A 20,225-nucleotide genomic window follows, 5' to 3' on the forward strand; every position below is an offset into this window, starting at 1 on the left:
AGCTCGCGCCGTCAGATCGGATCAGTCCGTGGTGATCGCCGTCTCCATGTCGGTCGGATCGATCTGCTTGGAAAGGTTGGCATTGAGCTTGTCGCGGTCGAGCTCGCCTTCCCACCAGGCCACGATCACGCAAGCGACGCCGTTGCCGCACAGATTGGTCAGCGCGCGGCACTCGCTCATGAACTTGTCGATGCCGAGCACGATCGCCATGCCCGGCACGAGGCGCGGATCGACCACGGCGAGCGTTGCCGCCAGCGTGATGAAGCCCGCGCCGGTGATGCCGGAGGCGCCCTTCGAGGTCAGCATCGCCACGACCAGGATCGTGAGCTGCTGGCTGAAGGAGAGATCGTAACCGAGCGCCTGCGCGATGAAGAGCGTTGCCAACGTCATGTAGATGTTGGTGCCGTCGAGGTTGAACGAGTAACCCGTGGGCACGACGAGGCCGACAACCGACTTGGAGCAGCCGAGCCGTTCCAGCTTTTCCATCAAGGTCGGCAGCGCGCTTTCCGACGACGAGGTGCCGAGCACGATCAGCAGCTCGTCCTTGATGTAGGCCAGGAACTTGAAAATCGAGAACCCAGCCAGGCGCGCAATGATGCCGAGCACGACGAACACGAACAGCGCAGCCGTGACGTAGAACGTCGCGATCAGGCCGATCAGGTTGAGGAGCGCGCCGGTGCCGAACTTGCCGATCGTATAGGCCATCGCACCGAACGCGCCGATCGGCGCTGCACGCATCACGATGGAGATGACGCCGAACACCGCATGCGCGGCGTCGTCGATGAAGCTGCGGATGGTGTGGCCGCGCTCGCCAAGGCTCATGATGGCAAAGCCGAACAGCACCGAGAACAGCAGCACCTGCAGGATCTCGCCTTGCGCGAACGCCCCGACCACGGTGTCCGGAATGATGTGCAGCACGAAGTCGACCGACTTCTGACCCGCGGCCTGCTTGGCGTAATTTGCAACGGCCGCCTCGCTGGCCGCCCCACTGCCGAAGCCCGCACCAGGCTTCACGAGATTGCCGATGAGGAGCCCGATCACCAGCGCGAAGGTCGAGACGACCTCGAAATAGACCAGCGCCTTGACGCCGATGCGTCCGACCTTCTTCGCATCCTGGATGTGGGCGATGCCGGAGACCACGGTGCAGAAGATGATCGGGGCGATCACCATCTTGATCAGCTTGATGAAGCCGTCGCCCAGCGCCTTGATCCAGTCGTTGGTGGCAACCGACGGCCAGAGCCATCCGACGATGGCGCCGAGCACGATGGCGATCAGCACCTGAACGTAGAGAATCTTGTACCACGGCTTGGCTGCGGCCGGCGCGACTGGCGCCCCCGCCATCGTTGTCGTCGTCATCGTTTCACTCCCCCTCAAACGTTGGGGCCAGCCAAGATCAACTTGGCCGGCTCTGTCAATTGGAACTGCTCTCTTATTGCGCGCTTTACCCGCGGCGATCGACGATCCGGCGGACCGCCGGCATCAGGGTCGCGCCGAGAGCATTCTTGACCAGTGAACCCGCAATGAACGGCACGATGCCGACCTGCCAAGCCTTGGCAGCGCCGAGACCGATGCCGAAAGCGAGCCAGGCAAAGCCCGCAGCCAGGATGACGATGTGGCCCATGGCCATCGCCGCAAACAGCCGCACAACGCTGCGATCCCAGCCGCGCTCGGCGAGCCAGCCGGTGACAAACGCAGCCAGCACAAAGCCGAACAGATAGCCCGCGGTCGGGCCAATCAGCGGTGCAATCCCACCCACGGGACCGGCGAATACCGGCAGTCCCATCGCACCCTCGGCGAGGTAGGCGATCATGGTTGCGCTGCCAAGGCGCCAGCCATAAGCAGCGCCGATCATCAGCACCACCAGCGTCTGCAGCGTCATCGGCACATAGGGCAGCGGCAGGTTGACCTTGGCTGACAGCGCCATCAGCGCCGTGCCGAGCGCAATCAGCACGAAGGCGCGAAAGCCGCCGACGGCCTCGCCCGGCCGGGTCGGCCACATCAACGCGGCGAGAGAAGAATGTGGTGCAGCGGCGGACGGGACGGAACGGTCTGACAAGTTGAACTCCGGAAGGCTGTCGAAAACTGGCGGCTATTTAAGCCAGTGAGCGATCCGGTCAACTGCCTCCCGCATCTCATCGAGCGAGCGGGCATAGGAAAACCGTATGAATGAACGGCCGTGTATGGGATCGAAATCGAGGCCTGGCGTTGCCGCCACGCCCGCCTGCTCCAGCATTTGATTGGCGAACTCGAAGCTGTCCGAGGTGAAGTCCGAGACATCGGCATAAAGATAGAAGGCACCGTCGGCCGGCAGGAATCTCGTCAGTCCAGCCTTTGGCAATCCATCGATCAGGACACGCCGGTTTTCCTGATAGCCGTGCTTGATCTCCTCCATCTCGGCAGCGCCATCAAAAGCCGCTTCGGCCGCGATCTGCGACAACGCCGGCACCGAAATCGACAGGTTCTGTTGCAGCCGCTCGATCGGCCGCACCAGGATATCGGGAACGACCATCCAGCCGACGCGCCAGCCCGTCATGCAAAAATACTTGGAGAACGAGTTGATCACGAGTGCGTGCCTGGACAGCGCCGCCGCTGTCACGGCGGGAAATGCGTAATCGAGCCCGTGATAGATCTCGTCCGAGATGAAGCGGATGCCTGCGTCTTCCGCGGCAGCAATGAGGCCCGCGAGCGCTTCGCGGGACATCATCGTGCCCGTCGGATTGGCCGGGCTGCCGACCAGAACGCCCTTCAATGGCGCCTCGCGATGGGCGGCGAGCAGGGCCTCGCCGGTGAGCGCATGACGCGTCTCGTTCGTGGTCTCGATCAGCACCGGTTCGCAACCGAGCGCGGTGAGGATGTGGCGGTATGGCGGATAGCCCGGCACCGTCACCGCGACGCGATCGCCAGGCTCGAACATCGACAGGAAAGCCAAAATGAAGCCGCCGGAGGAGCCTGTGGTCACCACGATCCGCTCGGGGTTGACGTCACAACCATAGGTGTCGCGATAATGCCGCGCGATGCGCTCGCGCAGGCTGGGGATGCCGAGCGCGGAGGTATAATCGATCCGTCCGGCCTCGAGCGCGGCATGGGCGGCCGCAATCGCGGTCCTGGGCGCGCCAGCCGCGGGCTGGCCGACCTCCATGTGGATGACATGGCCGCCGGCGGCCTCGATTCGGGCCGCCGCGGCCATCACGTCCATCACCATGAACGGGGGAACATCGCTGCGGCGGGAGGGCTCGAGCCACTGCCCCAACCGGTTCCTCAATGTCGCATCGTGCATCGATTTCTGCTATTCGCTGGCGGACCGATCGGGTCGGTCCGGAACACGGGGCGCTTGCGCCCCAGACTGGCCGCATTGTACGGCTCATAAGGGGCACGGCTCACAAGGGCATATCGCGTATCCGGTCCGCCGCCAATCGCCAAAACCAATCACGAAACTGCTTGATCAAGCCCGTTTGACCCAGACCGCTCGATGTTGCTCCAGACCGCATTGCGCCAGAAGGCCTCCGCCCTCACCGCCCTCGTCACGGCCGTCGCGATCGCGCTGACGCCGTTCTCGTCCGCGCACGCGCAAGCCAAGGGGCCGCCGGTCCTGCGCGACACCGAGACCGAGCAGCTGCTACGCGAATACACGCGCCCGATCCTGCGCGTCGCGGGTCTGGAGAAGCAGAACATCCAGATGGTGATCATCAACGACGGCTCGTTCAACGCGTTCGTCGCGGACGGCCGCCGCATCTTCGTCAATTGGGGCGCGATCCTGCAATCGGAGACGCCGAACCAGATCATCGGCGTGCTCGCGCACGAGACCGGACATCTGGCCGGTGGCCATCTGTCCAAGCTGCGCGAGCAGCTCGCCGCCGCGCAGACCCAGATGATCATTGCGATGCTGCTCGGCGCCGGCGCGATTGCGGCCGGCAGCACCCGCAGCTCGAGCGGGGGCAACAACGGGCTTGCCAATGCGGGCGCCGCCGCGATCTCCGCTCCGCAGGAGGTGATCCGCCGGTCGCTGCTGTCCTATCAGCGCCAGCAGGAGGAGAATGCGGACCGTGCCGGCGTGAAATTCCTGACCGCGACGCAGCAATCGCCCAAGGGCATGTACGAGACGTTCAAGCGCTTCACCAGCGAGAGCCTGTTCGCCGCGCGCGGCGCCGATCCCTACCTGCAGTCGCATCCGATGCCGGCCGAGCGCGTCGCCGCGCTGCAGGAGTTCGCAAGCTCCAGCCCCTACTGGAACAAGAAGGACGATCCCGCGCTCCAGCTCCGGCATGACATGGTCCGCGCCAAGATCTCCGCCTTCATGGAGCGTCCCGAGACGGTGTACCGCCGCTATCCCCAGACCAACGACAGCCTGCCCGCGCGCTATGCCCGCGCCATCAGCACCTATTTGCACGGCGATCTGCGCAGCGCGCTCGCCCAGATCGACGCGCTGATCCAGGTTCAGCCGAACAACCCGTACTTCTACGAGGTGCGCGGTCAGGCGCTTTTGGAAAGCGGCAAGCCGGCAGAGGCGGTCGCTCCCCTGCGCAAGGCGGTCGCACTCTCCAACAACGCGCCCCTCATCGAGATGTTACTTGGGCAGGCTCTGGTTGGAACCGATAATAAAGCCTACACCGACGAAGCTGTTCGGATTCTCCGCGCCGCGGTGGCGCGAGAGCCCGAGGCGGCGCTCGGCTATACCCAGCTCGCGATGGCCTACGGCCGGAAGGGAGACTATGCCGAGGCAGATCTCGCCTCGGCCCAGGCCGCTTACTTGCGCGGCGACAACAAGACCGCCCGCGAGCTTGCCACGCGCGCGAAAACCCGTTTCGCCGTCGGCACACCCGGATGGGTCAAGGCCGACGACATCGTGGCGGCGAAGCCGCCGCGCAACTGACGCAACTCGAACGACGCCCGATACCACGACGTCACGACACCGAGCTCAAGTCCACCGGGACGTTTCTCGAAACTGCTTTGAACAAGAGGATTTGCCTATGCCTTCGCTGCGCCTGCTTGCTCCCGCATTGTTTGCGCTCGCCATGCTCGGCGCAGCCGTGCCCGCCTCGGCCGACGGTTTCTCCGACAGCCAGCGCACCGACATCGAGGCGATCATCAAGAGCTATCTCGTCAGCCATCCCGAGGTGCTCGAGGAGGCCATGGCCGAGCTCAGCAAGCGCCAGGCCGCGGCCGAAACGCAGAAGCACGAGGCCAGCATCGCGCAGAATGCCGACGCGATCTTCAACTCGCCGCGCCAGGTCGTGCTCGGCAACAAGGACGGCGACGTCACCTTCGTCGAGTTCTTCGACTACAATTGCGGCTACTGCAAACGCGCCATGGGTGACATGCTCGACCTCATGAAGAGCGATCCGAAGCTGAAGGTGGTGCTGAAGGAGTTTCCGGTGCTGAGCCAGGGTTCGGTCGAAGCGGCTCAGGTCGCGGTCGCCGTGCGCATGCAGGACCCCTCCGGCAAGAAATATCTCGACTTCCACCAGAAGCTGCTCGGCGGCCGCGGCGCCGCCGACAAGGCCCGCGCCATGCAGGCGGCGAAGGAGGCCGGCCTCGACACCGCGAGAATCGAGAAGGACATCGCCAGCCCCGAAGTGCGCGCCACCATCGAGGAGAACTTCAAGCTTGCCGAAGCGATGGGCATGAATGGCACGCCGAGCTACGTGATCGGCAAGCAGATCGTCGTCGGTGCCATCGGCGTGGAAGGCCTCAGGGAAAAGATCGGCGTTGCCCGCTGCGGCAAAGCGACTTGCTGAGCGACGCGACATTGCGTTGAAGGAGGCCGGCTCACAGCCGGCTTTTTTTTTGCGCGGTTCGGACCGTCGCAGTTTGTCGCGGTCGGGCGGGACCGTTCATCCGGTGTTCAGCAAACAAAGCTCGCCGGAACCTCCTGGATTTCGGAACGACCGCGCTCTCCTTTCGTTGTCGGCGCGGGCAATGACGCAAAGAAATCACGTGAGGAGAGGTTCAAATGACTAATCGCTTTTTGGTCTCGGTTGCAGCTTTGGCGCTGATCGCCGGCACCGGTTTCGCCAATGCGCAAGGAACCGGCACCAAGGACCACGGGAGTGGCCAGCAGACCCAGCACAGCACGCAGCCTTCTGGCGAGCGCAGCGACTCCATGAACAAGCAAGAGTCCATGGACAAGCAAGACAAGCATGAAAAGGGAACGGTCGGCCAGGCCGGCAGCATGAAGGATCAGCCGAGCGCTCATGACAAATCGACTCAGTCCGACAAGATGAACAAGGACCAGCCGGGTGCGATGCGTGAGAAGTCGACGCAGTCGGAGAAGTCGTCGACGGTCGGCCAGAGCCCGCGGAGCGACGAGAAGTCCAAGGGCAGCATGAGCAGGGAAACCGAGACCAAGGGCAGCAAGGACATGAAGGCCCAAGGTCAGGAAGACCGCAGCGGCATGAATGCGCCTGGCCACCAGGGTTCCCAGACTCAGACCCAGACCCAGACCGGGACCGAGCGGTCGCAGACGACCGGCCAGGCCGGCGCCGCTGCCAAGCTTTCGACCGAGCAGCGGACCCAGATCACGTCCGTGATCCGCGAGGAGCACGTCGCCCCGGCGACGAACGTAAACTTCTCGATCTCGGTCGGCACTCGCATCCCGCGTGAGGGCATTACCCTTCACGCCCTGCCGTCGAAGGTCGTGACGATCTATCCAGAGTGGCGGACCTACAAGTACGTCCTGATCCGCGATGAGATCGTGATCGTCAATCCGGACACCTACGAGATCGTGGCTGTCCTGAACGCCTAAGGCCGGACACCGGCAATCTCGGGGCGGGCAGCGATGCCCGCCCCTTTGCGTTCGGCCGGCAGCCATGCTTCGGACTGGTTAACAAGCAATTTCCGTAGTTTCCGCACAGGTATTTGCGCACTGGATGAGGTGCTTGAACCCGCCCCTGAGGCCCTTCAAGGCTTCCCCTCACGCGCTTTGTTACCTATAACCCGCCACGCCGAAGCACCTCTTCCGGGATTGGAATGGCCGAACCTGCAACCGACACGATCCTCGTCCTGAACGGGCCGAACCTCAACATGCTGGGGACGCGCGAGCCGGAAAAGTATGGCCACGCCACGCTGGCTGACGTCGAGGCGCTGTGCCGCGACACGGCCGCGACCTTTGGTCTCAAGGCCGACTGCCGGCAGTCCAACCGCGAAGGCGAGCTGATCGACTTCATCCACGAAGCGCACCGGCGCAAGATGAAGGGCATCATCATCAATGCCGGCGGCTATTCCCACACCTCGATCGCGCTGCACGACGCGCTGCTCGCGGTGCAGATTCCGACGGTCGAGGTGCATGTGACCAACATCCACGCCCGCGAGAGTTTTCGTCACCATTCCTACACCGCACGCGCGGCTTTCGCCTCGCTCTGCGGTTTCGGCATCGAGGGCTATCGCCTCGCCATCCAGGGCCTTGCCGCCAAGCTCGGCATCAAGCCCAACGCCTGACGCTCCCTTCCAACAGAACATTCGGATCAAACAACATGGCGCGCCAGCCAGACGACAAAGCAGCCGCAAAGTTTTCCAGCGAGGATTCCGCGCTCGTTCGCGAGCTTGCCTTGCTGCTCGATGAGACCAGCCTCACCGAGATCGAGATCGAACGGGCCGGCCTGCGCCTGCGCGTCGCCCGCAACATCAGCGTTGCCGCGACCATGCCGATGCCGGTCGCAGCCGCTTCCGCCGCCGTGCCGGTGGCAGCGAGCGCCGCTGCGCCCGCCCCTGCCGCGGCCGATCTGTCGAAGCATCCCGGCGCCGTGACCTCGCCGATGGTCGGCACCGCCTATTGGGCGCCGGAGCCTGGCGCAAAGCCGTTCATCGACGTCGGCACCAAGGTCTCGGTCGGCCAGACGCTGCTGATCATCGAAGCCATGAAGACGATGAACCAGATCCCCTCGCCGCGCGCCGGCACGGTGACGCAGATCCTGGTCGAGGACGGCCAGCCGGTCGAGTACGGCGAGCCGCTGGTCATCATTGAGTGAGGGAGTGGCGAATGGCGAGTAGCGAATAGCTACTCTGCCCTGTTCGCCATTCGCTATTCCCCATTCGCCCCCTGAGGCACCATGTTCGACAAGATCCTCATAGCCAATCGCGGCGAGATCGCCCTTCGCATCCTCAGGGCCTGCAAGGAGCTCGGGATCGCGACCGTCGCCGTGCACTCCACTGCCGACGCCGACGCCATGCATGTGCGGCTGTCGGACGAGAGCGTCTGCATCGGGCCGCCGGCGTCCAAGGACAGCTATCTCAACGTGCCCGCGCTGCTCGCGGCCTGCGAGATCACCGGCGCTGATGCCGTGCATCCCGGCTACGGCTTCCTCTCCGAAAACGCGCGCTTTGCGGAAATCCTCGCCGAGCACAATCTGCATTTCATCGGCCCGAAGGCCGAGCACATCCGCCTGATGGGCGACAAGATCGAGGCCAAGAAAACCGCCAAGCGGCTCGGCATCCCCGTGGTGCCCGGCTCCGACGGTGCGGTTGGTCCCGATGACGACGCGATGGCGATCGCCAAGAAGATCGGCTTTCCGGTGCTGGTAAAGGCGGCGGCAGGCGGCGGCGGCCGCGGCATGAAGGTCGCGCACAGCGAGGCCGACCTCCAGCTGGCGCTTTCGACGGCGGCCAACGAGGCCAAATCCGCCTTTGGCGACGCCTCCGTCTATCTGGAAAAGTACCTCCAGAAGCCGCGCCATATCGAGATCCAGATCCTCGGCGACGGCCGTGGCGGCGCCATCCATCTCGGCGAACGCGACTGCTCGCTGCAACGCCGCCACCAGAAGGTCTGGGAGGAAGGCCCCTCGCCGGTCCTCGCCGCCGCCGCGCGGGCCAAGATCGGCGAGACCTGCGCGAAAGCGATGCGCGAGATGAAGTATCTCGGCGTCGGCACCATCGAATTCCTGTACGAGGACGGTGAATTCTATTTCATCGAGATGAACACCCGCATCCAGGTGGAGCATCCGGTCACCGAGAGCATCACCGACATCGACCTCGTGCTGGAGCAGATCCGCATCGCCGCCGGCGGCGATCTGCCGGCCAAGCAGGACGAAGTCCAGGTCATCGGCCACGCCATCGAGTGCCGCATCAACGCCGAGAATCCGCAGACCTTCCGCCCCTCGCCCGGCCGGATCCTGCAATATCATCCGCCCGGCGGCCTCGGCGTCCGGATCGATTCCGCCGTCTACCAGGGGTACACGATCCCGCCCTATTACGATTCCCTCGTCGGCAAGCTGATCGTGCACGGCAAGACCCGGGCCGAATGCCTGATGCGGCTGCGCCGGGCACTGGACGAGATGGTGGTCGAAGGCATCGAGACCACGCTGCCGCTCTTCCGTGCGCTGGTGCGCGAAGACGACATCATCGACGGCGACTACCACATCCACTGGCTGGAACAATATCTCGCCGGCAAGACGAACCCAGCCTGAGATAATCCTGCTCCTTTTGGAACCCTTTGGCCCTGATCGCGTTCTCGGCGGGGACAGTTCCAAGGGGGCGTTTTGAACTCCACCGAACGTCGACAGGTCGATCGCCGTGAGGGCTGAAGCCCACCGACGGCGCGCATTTTGGCAGATCCTGCTGCTTTCGGCGGGCCTTTTGGTGTTGACCGTTATCAGCGCCGGCTCCGTCTACCTCGTCAACAAGGCCCGGGAAGACAGTAAATGGGTGGTTCACACCATCGAGGTGGAGAGCCAGATCAACGCCCTGCTGCTCGAGGTCCGGCGTGCCGAGAGCAGCGCTCGCGGCTTTCTCCTGACGCAGGGGCCGGACTTCCTGTCAGATCATGAGAAGGCCGTCGCGGCGATCGTTCCGGCGCTCGACAAGCTCACGCGTCAGATCAGCAACGATCCGGCGCAACGCGAGAACATTGAAAAGCTGAGAGCAGCCATCGAGATCCGGCTCGACCAGTTCTCGCGCGAGATGACCTTCGTGAAGCAGGGTCAGCCCGACAGGGCCACGGCGCTGATCCGCGAGGCCGCCGCCGGCAACACCACGACCACGATCAGCAACATGGCCAACGCCATGATCCGCGAGGAGGAGCGGTTGTTCCGGCTCCGAACGGCAAATTCCGACCGCAGCCAGACCCTCTCCGCGTCGATGACCGGGATCGGCTCCGGCCTCGTGGTGCTGCTGGCGATGATCTCGATCTGGCTGGTGCGGCGCTCGGCGCGCGTGCGCGACGAGGCCGAAGCCCGCCTGCGCGACGCCAACGTCAACCTGGAAGCCGTCGTCGACGAGCGCACCGCGGACCTGCGCGAAGCCAACGACGAGATTCAGCGCTTTGCCTATATCGTCAGCCACGATCTGCGCTCGCCGCTCGTCAACATCATGGGCTTCACCAGCGAGCTCGAGGAGCTCGGCGGCGACATCTTCCGCCGGATCGGCGATCTCACCCACGTCTCCGCCGATGGGTCGTCGCTGGCTCCCGGCGCTCCCGGCGAGATCGTGCTCGAAGGCGCCGACAAGCAGCTCTCGGAGAATTTCTCCGAAGCGCTCGGCTTCATCAAGACGTCGATCGCCAAGATGGACCGGCTGATCTCGGCCATCCTCAACCTCACGCGCGAGGGCCGGCGCGAATTTCAGCCGGCGAAGATCGACACGCGGGAGCTGATCGAGGCCATCGTCTCGACGCTGGCGCACCAGGCGGCCGAGGCGCAAGCCGAGATCCACCTCGAGCCGCTGCCGAACCTCGTGAGCGACCGTCTTGCCCTCGAGCAGATCTTTTCCAACCTGATCGACAACGCGATCAAATATCTCAAGCCCGGCCTGCCCGGTGAGATCAGAATCCGCGGTCGGACCAAGCTCGGTTACGCTATCTTCGAGATCAGCGACAACGGCCGCGGTATCGATCCGAAGGATCACCAGCGCATATTCGACCTGTTCCGCCGCGCGGGAACCCAGGACAAGCCTGGCCAGGGCATCGGTCTTGCGCATGTACGTGCTCTTGTGCGTCGCCTCGGCGGTACCATGTCCGTATCCTCGGAACTGAACGCGGGCAGCACCTTCACGATCACGCTGCCGATCGCCTGGAACGTGAGCAACCGGAACTGAGATCGATGACCCAGCCTGTCACCATCATCATGATCGAGGACGACGAGGGCCACGCACGCCTGATCGAGCGCAACATCCGAAGGTCCGGCGTCAACAACGAGATCGTCGCGTTCGCCACCGGCAGCGACGCCATGCGGCACCTGTTCGGCGCCGACGGCAGCGGGCTCGTGCAGAAGGGCAATGCGCTCTTGATCCTGCTCGACCTCAACCTGCCCGACATGATCGGGATCGACATCCTGAAGCAGATCAAGGAAAACAAATATTTGAAGGCCTCGCCCGTGGTGGTGCTCACCACCACCGACGATTCCCAGGAAATCAAGCGCTGCTACGAGCTCGGCTGCAACGTCTACATCACCAAGCCCGTCAACTACGAGAATTTCGCCAATGCCATCCGGCAGCTCGGGCTGTTCTTCTCGGTCATCCAGGTCCCGCCCGCCGCCACATGAACCAGAGAATGCCGACACTGCTCTACATCGACGATGACGACGCGCTGGCGCGCCTGGTCGACCGTGGCCTGACGCGGCGCGGCTACAAGGTCGTCCATGCCGCGAGCGGCGAGGAAGGTCTCGAGCGCATCCGCCGCGCCGGCGCCGAAGGCGGCATCGATGTCGTGGCACTCGATCAGTACATGCCGGGCCTCGACGGGCTGGAGACGCTCGAGCAGATCATGGCGATCCCGGACGCACCGCCGGTGGTGTTCGTCACCGCGTCGCAGGATTCCAGCATCGCGGTGACCGCGCTCAAGGCGGGGGCGGCCGACTATCTGGTGAAGGACGTCAGGGGCGACTTCATCCCGCTGCTCCACGTCGCCGCCGAAGGCGCGCTGCGCCAGGCCGAGTTGCAGCGGGCACGCGATGAAGCCGAGGCCGAGATCCACGCCTCGCGCGACCGCTACGCGGCGCTCGCCGCCGAACGCGAGCTCTTGTTGCGCGAGGTCAACCATCGTGTCGGCAACTCCCTCCAGATCATTGCCTCGCTGCTGCACCTTCAGGCAAGCTCCGCCGCGCAGGAGGAGGTCAAGGCGGCGCTGACCAATGCGATGGGCCGCGTCGCCGCGGTCGCGCAGGTGCACCGACGCCTCTACACCTCGCAGGACCTGAAGAGCGTGGTCCTCAATCAGTATCTGGACTCGCTGCTCGAGGATCTCCGCCGCTCGGCCGAAGGCGACCGGATGTCGCGTCTGACCCTGAAGGCCGAGCCGATCGAGATCGATCCCGACCGTGCGGTCGCCGTCGGCATCATCGTCAACGAGCTGGTGATGAACGCGGTGAAATACGCCTATCCCGATGGCGCCGGCCCGATTCATGTCGAGCTGATCTCGCAAGGAGACGATCTCCTGCTCTCGATCGCCGACAATGGCGTCGGCGACAACGTCAAGGCCGATCCGCGCTCCACCGGCATGGGCCAGCGCATCGTCGCGGCCATGGCCTCAAAGCTCGACGCCTCGGTCGAACGCGACCCCGCGCATCCCGGAACCCGGATCGTGCTGAAGTTCGGCCGCATGCCCGCAGCCCCCGGCAAGACCAGCACCGCCGCCGCGAGCTGACCTCGCGACCGGCCGGCACCCGTCGCAACCGCAATGCGATCCTGCTAAGATGGCAAGCCATGACTTCGCGCGACTCCGCCCCGTCTGAAATCACCCCGGCCGTGCTGCTGCGCGCTTATGCCTGCGGCATCTTTCCGATGGCGGAAAGCGCTGACGATCCGACCCTGTTCTGGGTCGAGCCGGAGTTGCGCGGCGTCATCCCGCTCGACGGCTTCCGCGTCGCCTCACGGCTCGCGCGCACCGTGCGGTCGGATACGTTCCGCGTCACCGTCAACACCGCGTTCAAGGCAACCATCGCCGGCTGCGCGGCGCCGCAAGTAGGACGTGAGGATACCTGGATCAACAAGCGCATCCGCGACCTCTATGGTGGCCTCTTCGAGCTTGGCCATTGCCATAGCGTCGAAGCCTGGCAGGGTGACGACCTCGTCGGCGGGCTGTACGGCGTGAGCCTCGGACGAGCCTTCTTCGGCGAGAGCATGTTCCACACCGCGCGCGATGCCTCGAAGGTCGCGCTGGTGCATCTGGTCGCGCGGCTCATCCATGGGGGCTTCGAGCTGCTCGACACGCAATATGTCACCGAGCACCTGAAGAGCTTCGGCGCGGTCGAGATTTCGCGGCGACGCTATACGGCGCGGCTCGACAAGGCGCTGGCGGGCGAACCCGGCGATTTCCTGAGGCTCTCCGCCGGCGAAGCCATCCCTGGCGCGCGCGCGCTCGAGATCATCGCCTCGCGGCAATAATCGATAGCGAGGCTCTAGCGGCCAAACCCGGGGATGCCGAACAGGCCCGGCCGCTGCTCCGGCGGCGGAGGGGGCGGCGGTGCCGGTTGCTGCTGCTGGATCGGTGGCAGCGGCTGCGGCGGCCGCTGCTGCACCTGCTTGGGCGCGGCCTTCTTCTGCGCCGGCGGAGGTGGCGGCGGCTTTGCCGCGGCCGGATCCGGTGCCGCGGTCGCGATGGTCTGCTGCGGCTCTTTGCAGTCGGTCAGCCAGATGTCGTAGATCGGATGCTCGACGCCGTGCAGGCCCGGGCTTGCCGCGTACATCCAGCCCGAGAAGATGCGCTTCACCTCGCCCTGCAAGGTGATCTCGTCGACCTCGACGAAGGCGTCGGTGTTGGCAGCCTCCGTCGCGGGCCGCGTGTAGCAGGCGTCGGTCTTGACCCTGAGCGCGCCGAACTGGACGGTCTCGCCGATCTCCTCGTCGAAATTGATGATGCGTCCGGTGATCTTGTCGAGACCGGAGAAGGTCGCCTTCTTGTTCACGATCTTCTGCGCCGGCGGCTCGGTCACGACCTCGTCGCCCGGCTGCAGGCTCGCCGGCGTCTGCGGGACCGCGCCACCCGGCCCGCCCTTCTGCTGGGGCTGGCGCTGACCGGGCGCACCCGGAGCGCCTTGCGGACTGGGCGGAGCGATCGCGGCGGAGGGCGGCTGGTTCGGCGGCGCGAGGGTCGACCCCGGCGGCGGCGCCAGGGGCTGGGTCTCGACCGGCCCGGGCATGATATTGCCCTGCCGCCCCGGAGGCGGCGGCATCGGGCGCGACGGCAGCACGCGGCCCTGCGGCGGCAGCTCGGGCACCTCTTCGTCGTCCTCGGGGATCGGCTGCGGCTGGGGCTGGCCACGCGGAATATTGCCGGGTGGCCGCAGCGGCGGCGGATCGGAGAAGATCGTGCCGATCTGCGCCTGAGCCGGCGTCGCAGCCGTCAGCGCGGTGGCGGCCAAAAGCGCCGCAAGACCGGTCAGGGAAAAGGTTTTGAACATCTCGCGCGGCTTCAACAGCGAATCGGGCTTGTTGGAACATTCTACAGGGGATACCGCCGCTCGCAGGCCCTCCGGTTAACACGCCGAATACGGCGGGGAAAGGGCGACATCCAGCCGTTCCCGACGCGGTCTGGCCAGGCCCGCCCCGGATGGGATAGTTGGAGGCCCATTCCGGGGGCCTGCCGGCCATCGCCAACACCCTGCTGAATAACTGAGATGCCCGACCGCCTCCGAACTCTCCTTGCCCTTCCCCTGCGCGGGCTGACATGGCTCGGCGGCCAGGGCACCCGCGCGGTGGCGGCCATCGCCTTCATCGCAGTCGCGGTGCCGCCGCTCGGTACGCTGCTGCGTCCCTACGTCACCGAGGCGATCTTTCTTCTGCTCTGCATCTCTTTCATGCGCGTCGATCTCGTGGCGCTGTACGGACATCTGCGCCGGCCGGCGCTGGTCGGGGCCGCCACGGCCTGGACCACGATCGGCGTGCCGCTGATCGTCGCCCTCGCGGCCTACGCGACCGGGCTCACCACGAGTTCCCCGGGCCTTGCTCTCGCGCTGATGCTCCAGGGCATGGCCTCGCCGATGATGGCCGCGCCGGCCCTTGCCGCGCTGATGGGCCTCGATGCCACGCTGGTGCTCGTGACGCTGGTGACCTCGACCGCACTCGTGCCCTTCACCGCTTCGCTGTTCGCGGGCCTCTTCCTCGGCGGCATGCTCAGCATCTCGCCGGCCACACTCGGCCTCGAGCTGCTCGGCATCCTCGCCGCGTCGCTGCTCGTTGCGACGGTTATCCGCCGGGTCTTCGGCACGGATGCGATCCAGCGCCACAAGCAGCCGATCGACGGCCTCAACATCGTCATCCTCTTGGTATTCGCCTCCGCGGTGATGGGCGATGTCGCCAGCGATCTCGTCGCCGACCCGCTGTTCACGATCGCCGTCGCGCTGCTCGCCTTTGCTGTCTATTTTGCCCTGCTCGCCGCGACGACGCTGATCTTCCGCCGCGTCGGAACCGAGCGCGCCTTCGCCATCGGCCTGATGGTGTCACAGCGCAATCTCGGGCTGATGCTGGCTGCCACCGCTGGCGCGCTGCCGGCGACGACCTGGCTCTATTTCGCGCTGACGCAGTTTCCGATTCATCTTGCGCCCTATCTACTGACGCCGATCGCCCGGCGATTGACGGCGCGCGTAAGCGACACCGCGGCGGCTCCAGGCAGCGCTAATGAGTCCCTGCATAGTCGCCCTGCTGGAAGCCTCCACAGACCCGTAAGCCTCACGGATTGCGCGGTCTCTTCTTCTTGCATTCCGCCAATATCCAGTCGCGGAACGCTGTCATCGCATGCGAAAGCCTTTTGGATTTCAGGGACGTGAGCCAGTAAGATCCCAGAAACACTTCGTTGTCATAGGGACAAACCAGCCGCTTGCGCGACAGATCGTCCGCAAACAAGACGACCGGCAATAGTGCGACTCCCGCGCCTTGAGCTGCCGCATGCGCCAGGGAGACCGACGAGTCGAAGGTCGGGCCAGTCATCCGCGGTTGCCTGCATTTTGCCACCTCGAACCAGTGCGCCCACTCGCCCGGGCGATACGAGCGCAACAGCACCTCCTTGTGGAGATCGACTGGATCTTTAAGGCGCTTGGCGACGACAGGCGCGCACATCGGCGTGAAATGCGCCTCGACCAGGCGCTCGGCGTTCGTTCCGTGCCACGCACCGTCGCCAAATCGAATGGCGTAGTCCAGTCCTTCGCCGCCGAGGTCCACGCGGTTGTTGTTCGCAAAGATCCTGACGTCGATATGCGGATGGCTCGAGGTGAATCTCCCCATGCGCGGAAGCAGCCAACCGGAAGCGAACGTGCCGACCACACCAATCGCCAGACTTTCGCGCATCCGACCGTTCTCGAAGCGATCCAGGACCTGGTTGATCTGGCCGAAGGCGCTGGAGATGACAGGCTGAAGTGCTTCGCCTTCTTCCGTGAGAGCAAGGCCGCGGGTCAGCCGCTTGAAAAGCTTGACGCCCAGACTCTCTTCCAAAGTCCGCACCTGCTGGCTCACGGCAGCCTGCGACACCCGCAGTTCGAGACCGGCCTTGGTGAAGCTGAGATGACGCGCGGCCGCTTCGAAGGAGCGGAGCGCGTTCAGGGGCAGATTGGAAATTTTGGCAGGGCGGCGGGCCACGTTTGATCCAAGTTTTACTTATGGATGGCCTCACGAAGCATCGTTTGTCAATTTCTGAAGCCAGACGCAAAAACTCCTCGCAATCTACGGGAGGTCTCGATGCTCACACGACGTCAATTCGGCTCATCAGCGCTTGCGGTTGCGGGAAGTCTCTTCCTGCCAAATGTCTCGGGCGCTGCGTCAGGCGAAACTGCGGCGCTCATCGAAGCCATCAAACAATTGGAACTGAAGAGCGGCGGCCGGCTCGGCGTCTCCGTGCTCGACACGGCGACGGGCGTTCCCATTCATTACAGGGGGGACGAACGCTTTCCCATGTGCAGCACATTCAAGGTTCTTGCGGCGGCAGCAATACTCAAAGACGCCGGCAGCAGGCCGGAACGTCTCGAACGGCGCGTTCGGATCGAGCAGGCCGACATCGTCGAGAACTCGCCCATCACGCGCGAGCACGTGGGCGGAGAAGGAATGACGCTCCGTGAACTCTGCGATGCCGCCATAACCAGGAGCGACAACACGGCCGGAAATGCGCTTTTGAAAAACATCGGTGGCCCCGCCGGGTTGACCAACTTTGCGCGGAGCCTTGGCGACATCCTGACAAGATTGGATCGCACAGAAACCGAACTGAACGAAGCCGCGCCCGGCGATCCCCGCGACACCACGACGCCGAATGCGATGGCCGCAAATTTCAGGCGCTTGCTGCTTGGTGACGTCCTCCTCCCGGAGGGGCGCGATCAACTCGGCAAATGGCTCATCGCCAACAAGACCGGGGATACTCGTTTACGCGCGGGCCTGCCGCAAAGCTGGCGCGTTGGCGACAAGACGGGAGCCGGTGAACACGGCACCACCAATGATGTCGCCATCGTGTGGCCGCCCGAGCATTCGCCTCTCATCATTGCGGTCTATCTCACCGGCGCATCGCTCGATTCCGGTGGACGAAACGATGTGATCGCATCCGTCGGCCGGGCAGTCGCCAAGGGTTTTAGCTGACAATCGTGTTTCCCGCCCTACCCAGCCCGCGCCGCCCGCCGCAGTGCCTGCGGCGGCTGGCCGAAGGCGCGGATGAAGGCGCGCCGCATCCGTTCGGGGTCGCGGAATCCGGTGGTTTCCGCAACGCGCTCGATCGCCTCGCGCGAGGACTGCACGCGTTCGCGCGCCACTTCGAGCCTGAGCCGCTCGACCGCCTTGGAGGGCGTCGTGCCGGTCTCGGCGGCAAAGGCGCGCGCAAAATGCCGGGCGCTCATGCCGGCGCGATCGGCGAGATCCTCCACCGAGAGCGGCGCGTCGAGATTTTCGCGCGCCCAGGACAACAGTGTACCGAAGCGGCCGTTCGGCGTCTTCAGCTCCAAGAGCGATGAGAATTGCGACTGGCCGCCGCTGCGGCGGTGGTAGAGCACGAGCTGGCGCGCGGTCTGTTGCGCGATCTCCTCGCCGTGGTCCTCGGTGATCATCGCGAGCGCGAGATCGATGCCGGCGGAGATGCCTGCCGACGTCCACACATTGCCGTCGCGGGTGAAAATCCGGTCCGGCTCGAATTTGATCCTCGGATAGCGGGCGACGAATTCGCGCGTCCGCCCCCAATGCGTGGTGGCGCGGCGGCCGTCGAGCAAGCCTGCTTCGGCCAGCACATAGGCACCGGAGCAGACGCTCGCGACCCGCATGCCACGCTTTGCGAGCCGCTGCACGAAAGCCCGCGTGACCTCACAGCGCGCGGCGTCCGCGACGCCCGTGCCGCCCGCCACGACCAGCGTCGTGATCGCGTTCGCCGATTTGAAGTCACGCGCCATCATCTCGACGCCGGACGAACTGCGCACAAGTCCGGGCTTCGCCGCCAACACGCGAATGAGAGGTGGCTTGCCGATGCAGCGGGCTGCGATCTCGAACGCCGAGATCGGGCCTGCCGCATCGAGCAATTGGAAATCCGGGAAGATCAGAATGCCGATCATGGGCCAAGCCGTCATGGTATGTCCGAAAGCGAGGGAATTATGCCATTTCGGACAAGAGGGCATCATGCCATCCTGCCGGCGTCAAGCTCGTTATTGGAGGATCTGCCGATGTCGTCACCGCTCCAGATTGGCCTGGTGGTGTTCCCACGCGTCACCCAGCTCGACTTCACCGGCCCCTTGCAGGTGTTCGCAATGGTTCCGGACGCAAAACTGCACCTGATCTGGAAGCGGATCGAGCCGGTGCCAAGCGATTCCGTGATGACGCTGACGCCGACCACGACGTTTGCGGACTGCCCTCAACTCGACGTCGTCTGCGTGCCCGGCGGCAGCGGCACCAACGACCTGCTCGACGACGAGGAGGTGCTCGACTTCCTGCGCAGGCAGGCCGGCGGCGCCAAATACGTCACCTCGGTCTGCACGGGATCGCTGGCGCTCGGCGCCGCCGGTCTCTTGAAGGGCTACCGCGCCGCCACCCATTGGAGCGCGATGGAGATGCTCGCCCAGTTCGGCGCGATACCGACCAAGACGCGCGTCTGCATCGATCGCAACCGCATCACCGGCGGCGGCGTCACGGCCGGCATCGACTTCGCGCTGACGCTGGTGTCGATCCTGGTCAACCGCACCACGGCGGAAGCGATCCAGCTCCAGATGGAATACAATCCGGCTCCACCTTTCAATTCGGGCTCACCCGACACCGCGTCCGCTGAAGTGCTGACGCTGCTGCGGGAGCGCGGCGCGCAAAACCAGGCGCGGCGGCTCGAGGCGGTGAAGCGGGCTGCGGAGCGGGTGAACTAAATTCCGATCTCGTGTCCCGGACGCGCCGCAGCGCGCAGCGGTGCGGCGCCGAGCCGAGACCCATATTTGGACGGCCACGCGGTCCGTTGCGTCATGGGCCCGGCTCTGCGGCGCACCGCTGAACCGGACGATGCTTCGCATCTTCGGGGAAGCACTGCACTGCGTCCGGGGCTCGTTGAGCTTCGTGCTGGTCTCCAGCAGAAAAAGGCCGCTCGGTTTCCCAAGCGGCCTTTCCTGCCTTACGGCGGCTGCACATTCACATCGGGCGATTTCGCGCTTCCAGACCGGGGGCCTATCTCCCGATCGAGTCCTTCCTCGGCGGCCGCTGCATTTCGGGACAGTCGCGAGCTGTTGTCCGAACCGAACGCGATGGTCTCCCATCTCCGTAAGATGGGATCATTGAGCCGCATCGCCCGCGCCGGTGCAACGCCCGCGCAAGCGACATCCCCGCTGTTCCCGTTGTCCACAGCGGCGCGGCGCGGATACATCCTGCATCCGCTTCGGACGGTGGCGGTTCGCAGCTGGGCCGAAAGACTAGCCGGGTGTCCAGGGCTGGTAATCGCCGGTCGCCTTCGGACGCCGGCCGCTGGCAAGCGTCGAGCCGGAGGGACGATAGGCCTTCGCCGTGCCGGTGAGATTCGGCTGGTGCGGCTTTTCCCACTCGCGCGGCTGGTAGTTGATCTCGGTCGGCGGAGCGTCGACGACGTGATGGATCCAGCCGTGCCAGGACGGCGGAATCCGGCTCGCCTCAGCATAGCCGTTATAAATCACCCAACGCCGCTCGAAGCCGAGCGCCGGATCGATCGCCCCGCCACGGGTGCGGTAGTAACGGTTGCCCTGCTCGTCCTGGCCGACCAGCTCTCCGTACCGCTTGGTCCAGAGCTGGGTGCCAAAAGTCTGGCCATTCCACCAGGTGAAGAATTTGAGGAAGAATTGTTTCATGCGGCAAGGGCCCTGCTTCGTCGGGCCCTGATGCCATCCGGGCAGCGAAATGTC

The 20,225-nt window shown here is 64.9% G+C and carries 20 protein-coding genes; 13 read left to right on the top strand and 7 right to left on the bottom strand.

The features are described from left to right. Window positions 1-21: 21 nt before the first annotated feature. The 3 genes from EAV90_RS05880 to EAV90_RS05890 form a co-directional block, all read right to left on the bottom strand. On the bottom strand, window positions 22-1,356 hold the full coding sequence (locus EAV90_RS05880) for a dicarboxylate/amino acid:cation symporter (protein WP_122403432.1): 1,335 nt from the start codon (window positions 1,354-1,356) through the stop codon (window positions 22-24). Window positions 1,357-1,441: 85 nt separating this feature from the next. Beyond that, window positions 1,442-1,999, bottom strand: a complete 558-nt coding sequence (locus EAV90_RS05885) for a biotin transporter BioY (protein WP_129142937.1) — start codon at window positions 1,997-1,999, stop codon at window positions 1,442-1,444. Window positions 2,000-2,089: 90 nt separating this feature from the next. Continuing rightward, complete coding sequence (locus tag EAV90_RS05890) at window positions 2,090-3,277, bottom strand: pyridoxal phosphate-dependent aminotransferase (protein ID WP_122403434.1); 1,188 nt, start codon at window positions 3,275-3,277, stop codon at window positions 2,090-2,092. Between the two features lie 192 nt (window positions 3,278-3,469). Here EAV90_RS05890 and EAV90_RS05895 point away from each other — a divergent pair, with 192 nt between their 5' ends. From EAV90_RS05895 to aat, 10 genes are all read left to right on the top strand, one after another. Beyond that, window positions 3,470-4,870, top strand: a complete 1,401-nt coding sequence (locus EAV90_RS05895; RefSeq protein ID WP_122403435.1) for a M48 family metalloprotease — start codon at window positions 3,470-3,472, stop codon at window positions 4,868-4,870. 97 nt (window positions 4,871-4,967) lie between these two features. After that, window positions 4,968-5,735 carry a DsbA family protein gene (locus tag EAV90_RS05900; RefSeq protein ID WP_122403436.1) on the top strand — a complete coding sequence of 256 codons (768 nt, stop codon included), beginning with the start codon at window positions 4,968-4,970 and terminating at the stop codon, window positions 5,733-5,735. Window positions 5,736-5,950: 215 nt separating this feature from the next. Next, a complete protein-coding gene (locus EAV90_RS05905) occupies window positions 5,951-6,742 on the top strand; it encodes a DUF1236 domain-containing protein (protein ID WP_129142851.1) in 792 nt (263 codons plus the stop codon). Window positions 6,743-6,966: 224 nt separating this feature from the next. After that, window positions 6,967-7,434: a type II 3-dehydroquinate dehydratase gene (aroQ, locus tag EAV90_RS05910; protein ID WP_122403438.1), complete on the top strand. Its 468-nt coding sequence runs from the start codon at window positions 6,967-6,969 to the stop codon at window positions 7,432-7,434. A gap of 35 nt (window positions 7,435-7,469) precedes the next feature. Beyond that, window positions 7,470-7,964, top strand: coding sequence for an acetyl-CoA carboxylase biotin carboxyl carrier protein (gene accB, locus EAV90_RS05915; RefSeq protein ID WP_122403439.1), 495 nt, complete (start codon window positions 7,470-7,472; stop codon window positions 7,962-7,964). An 81-nt stretch (window positions 7,965-8,045) separates the two neighbouring features. Next, window positions 8,046-9,398, top strand: coding sequence for an acetyl-CoA carboxylase biotin carboxylase subunit (gene accC, locus EAV90_RS05920; protein ID WP_129142852.1), 1,353 nt, complete (start codon window positions 8,046-8,048; stop codon window positions 9,396-9,398). A 106-nt stretch (window positions 9,399-9,504) separates the two neighbouring features. Further along, window positions 9,505-11,022, top strand: a complete 1,518-nt coding sequence (locus EAV90_RS05925; protein WP_129142853.1) for a sensor histidine kinase — start codon at window positions 9,505-9,507, stop codon at window positions 11,020-11,022. 5 nt (window positions 11,023-11,027) lie between these two features. Then, window positions 11,028-11,468, top strand: coding sequence for a response regulator (locus EAV90_RS05930; protein ID WP_122403442.1), 441 nt, complete (start codon window positions 11,028-11,030; stop codon window positions 11,466-11,468). Then, window positions 11,465-12,568 (top strand): sensor histidine kinase, encoded by a 1,104-nt coding sequence (locus EAV90_RS05935; RefSeq protein WP_129142854.1) that lies wholly within the window; start codon window positions 11,465-11,467, stop codon window positions 12,566-12,568. Before EAV90_RS05930 ends, EAV90_RS05935 begins: the two co-directional genes overlap by 4 nt. Before the next feature lie 59 nt (window positions 12,569-12,627). Beyond that, entirely contained in the window at window positions 12,628-13,308 is a 681-nt protein-coding gene (gene aat / locus EAV90_RS05940; RefSeq protein ID WP_129142855.1) for a leucyl/phenylalanyl-tRNA--protein transferase, read from the top strand. A gap of 14 nt (window positions 13,309-13,322) precedes the next feature. Here aat and EAV90_RS05945 read toward each other — a convergent pair whose 3' ends face one another. After that, window positions 13,323-14,324 carry a DUF2155 domain-containing protein gene (locus EAV90_RS05945; protein WP_122406691.1) on the bottom strand — a complete coding sequence of 334 codons (1,002 nt, stop codon included), beginning with the start codon at window positions 14,322-14,324 and terminating at the stop codon, window positions 13,323-13,325. A gap of 216 nt (window positions 14,325-14,540) precedes the next feature. On the opposite strand from EAV90_RS05945, the gene EAV90_RS05950 reads away from it, so the two are divergent. Next, on the top strand, window positions 14,541-15,689 hold the full coding sequence (locus EAV90_RS05950) for a Na+-dependent transporter (RefSeq protein ID WP_245509458.1): 1,149 nt from the start codon (window positions 14,541-14,543) through the stop codon (window positions 15,687-15,689). Here the strand turns inward: EAV90_RS05950 and EAV90_RS05955 are convergent. Continuing rightward, on the bottom strand, window positions 15,592-16,494 hold the full coding sequence (locus tag EAV90_RS05955) for a LysR substrate-binding domain-containing protein (protein ID WP_430644717.1): 903 nt from the start codon (window positions 16,492-16,494) through the stop codon (window positions 15,592-15,594). The two genes, EAV90_RS05950 and EAV90_RS05955, sit on opposite strands and share 98 nt — an antisense overlap. 99 nt (window positions 16,495-16,593) lie before the next feature. Here EAV90_RS05955 and bla point away from each other — a divergent pair, with 99 nt between their 5' ends. Beyond that, window positions 16,594-17,478, top strand: a complete 885-nt coding sequence (gene bla, locus EAV90_RS05960) for a class A beta-lactamase (protein ID WP_129142856.1) — start codon at window positions 16,594-16,596, stop codon at window positions 17,476-17,478. A 17-nt stretch (window positions 17,479-17,495) separates the two neighbouring features. On the opposite strand, the gene EAV90_RS05965 is transcribed toward bla, so the two are convergent. Then, window positions 17,496-18,434 carry a GlxA family transcriptional regulator gene (locus EAV90_RS05965; protein WP_129142939.1) on the bottom strand — a complete coding sequence of 313 codons (939 nt, stop codon included), beginning with the start codon at window positions 18,432-18,434 and terminating at the stop codon, window positions 17,496-17,498. 108 nt (window positions 18,435-18,542) lie between these two features. Here EAV90_RS05965 and EAV90_RS05970 point away from each other — a divergent pair, with 108 nt between their 5' ends. Beyond that, window positions 18,543-19,229, top strand: a complete 687-nt coding sequence (locus tag EAV90_RS05970) for a DJ-1/PfpI family protein (protein ID WP_129142857.1) — start codon at window positions 18,543-18,545, stop codon at window positions 19,227-19,229. Window positions 19,230-19,763: 534 nt separating this feature from the next. Here EAV90_RS05970 and EAV90_RS05975 read toward each other — a convergent pair. Beyond that, window positions 19,764-20,171 carry an NADH:ubiquinone oxidoreductase subunit NDUFA12 gene (locus EAV90_RS05975; protein ID WP_122403447.1) on the bottom strand — a complete coding sequence of 136 codons (408 nt, stop codon included), beginning with the start codon at window positions 20,169-20,171 and terminating at the stop codon, window positions 19,764-19,766. Window positions 20,172-20,225: the final 54 nt, after the last annotated feature.

Origin of the sequence: Bradyrhizobium vignae, assembly GCF_004114425.1 — a bacterium.
Lineage (GTDB): Bacteria > Pseudomonadota > Alphaproteobacteria > Rhizobiales > Xanthobacteraceae > Bradyrhizobium > Bradyrhizobium vignae.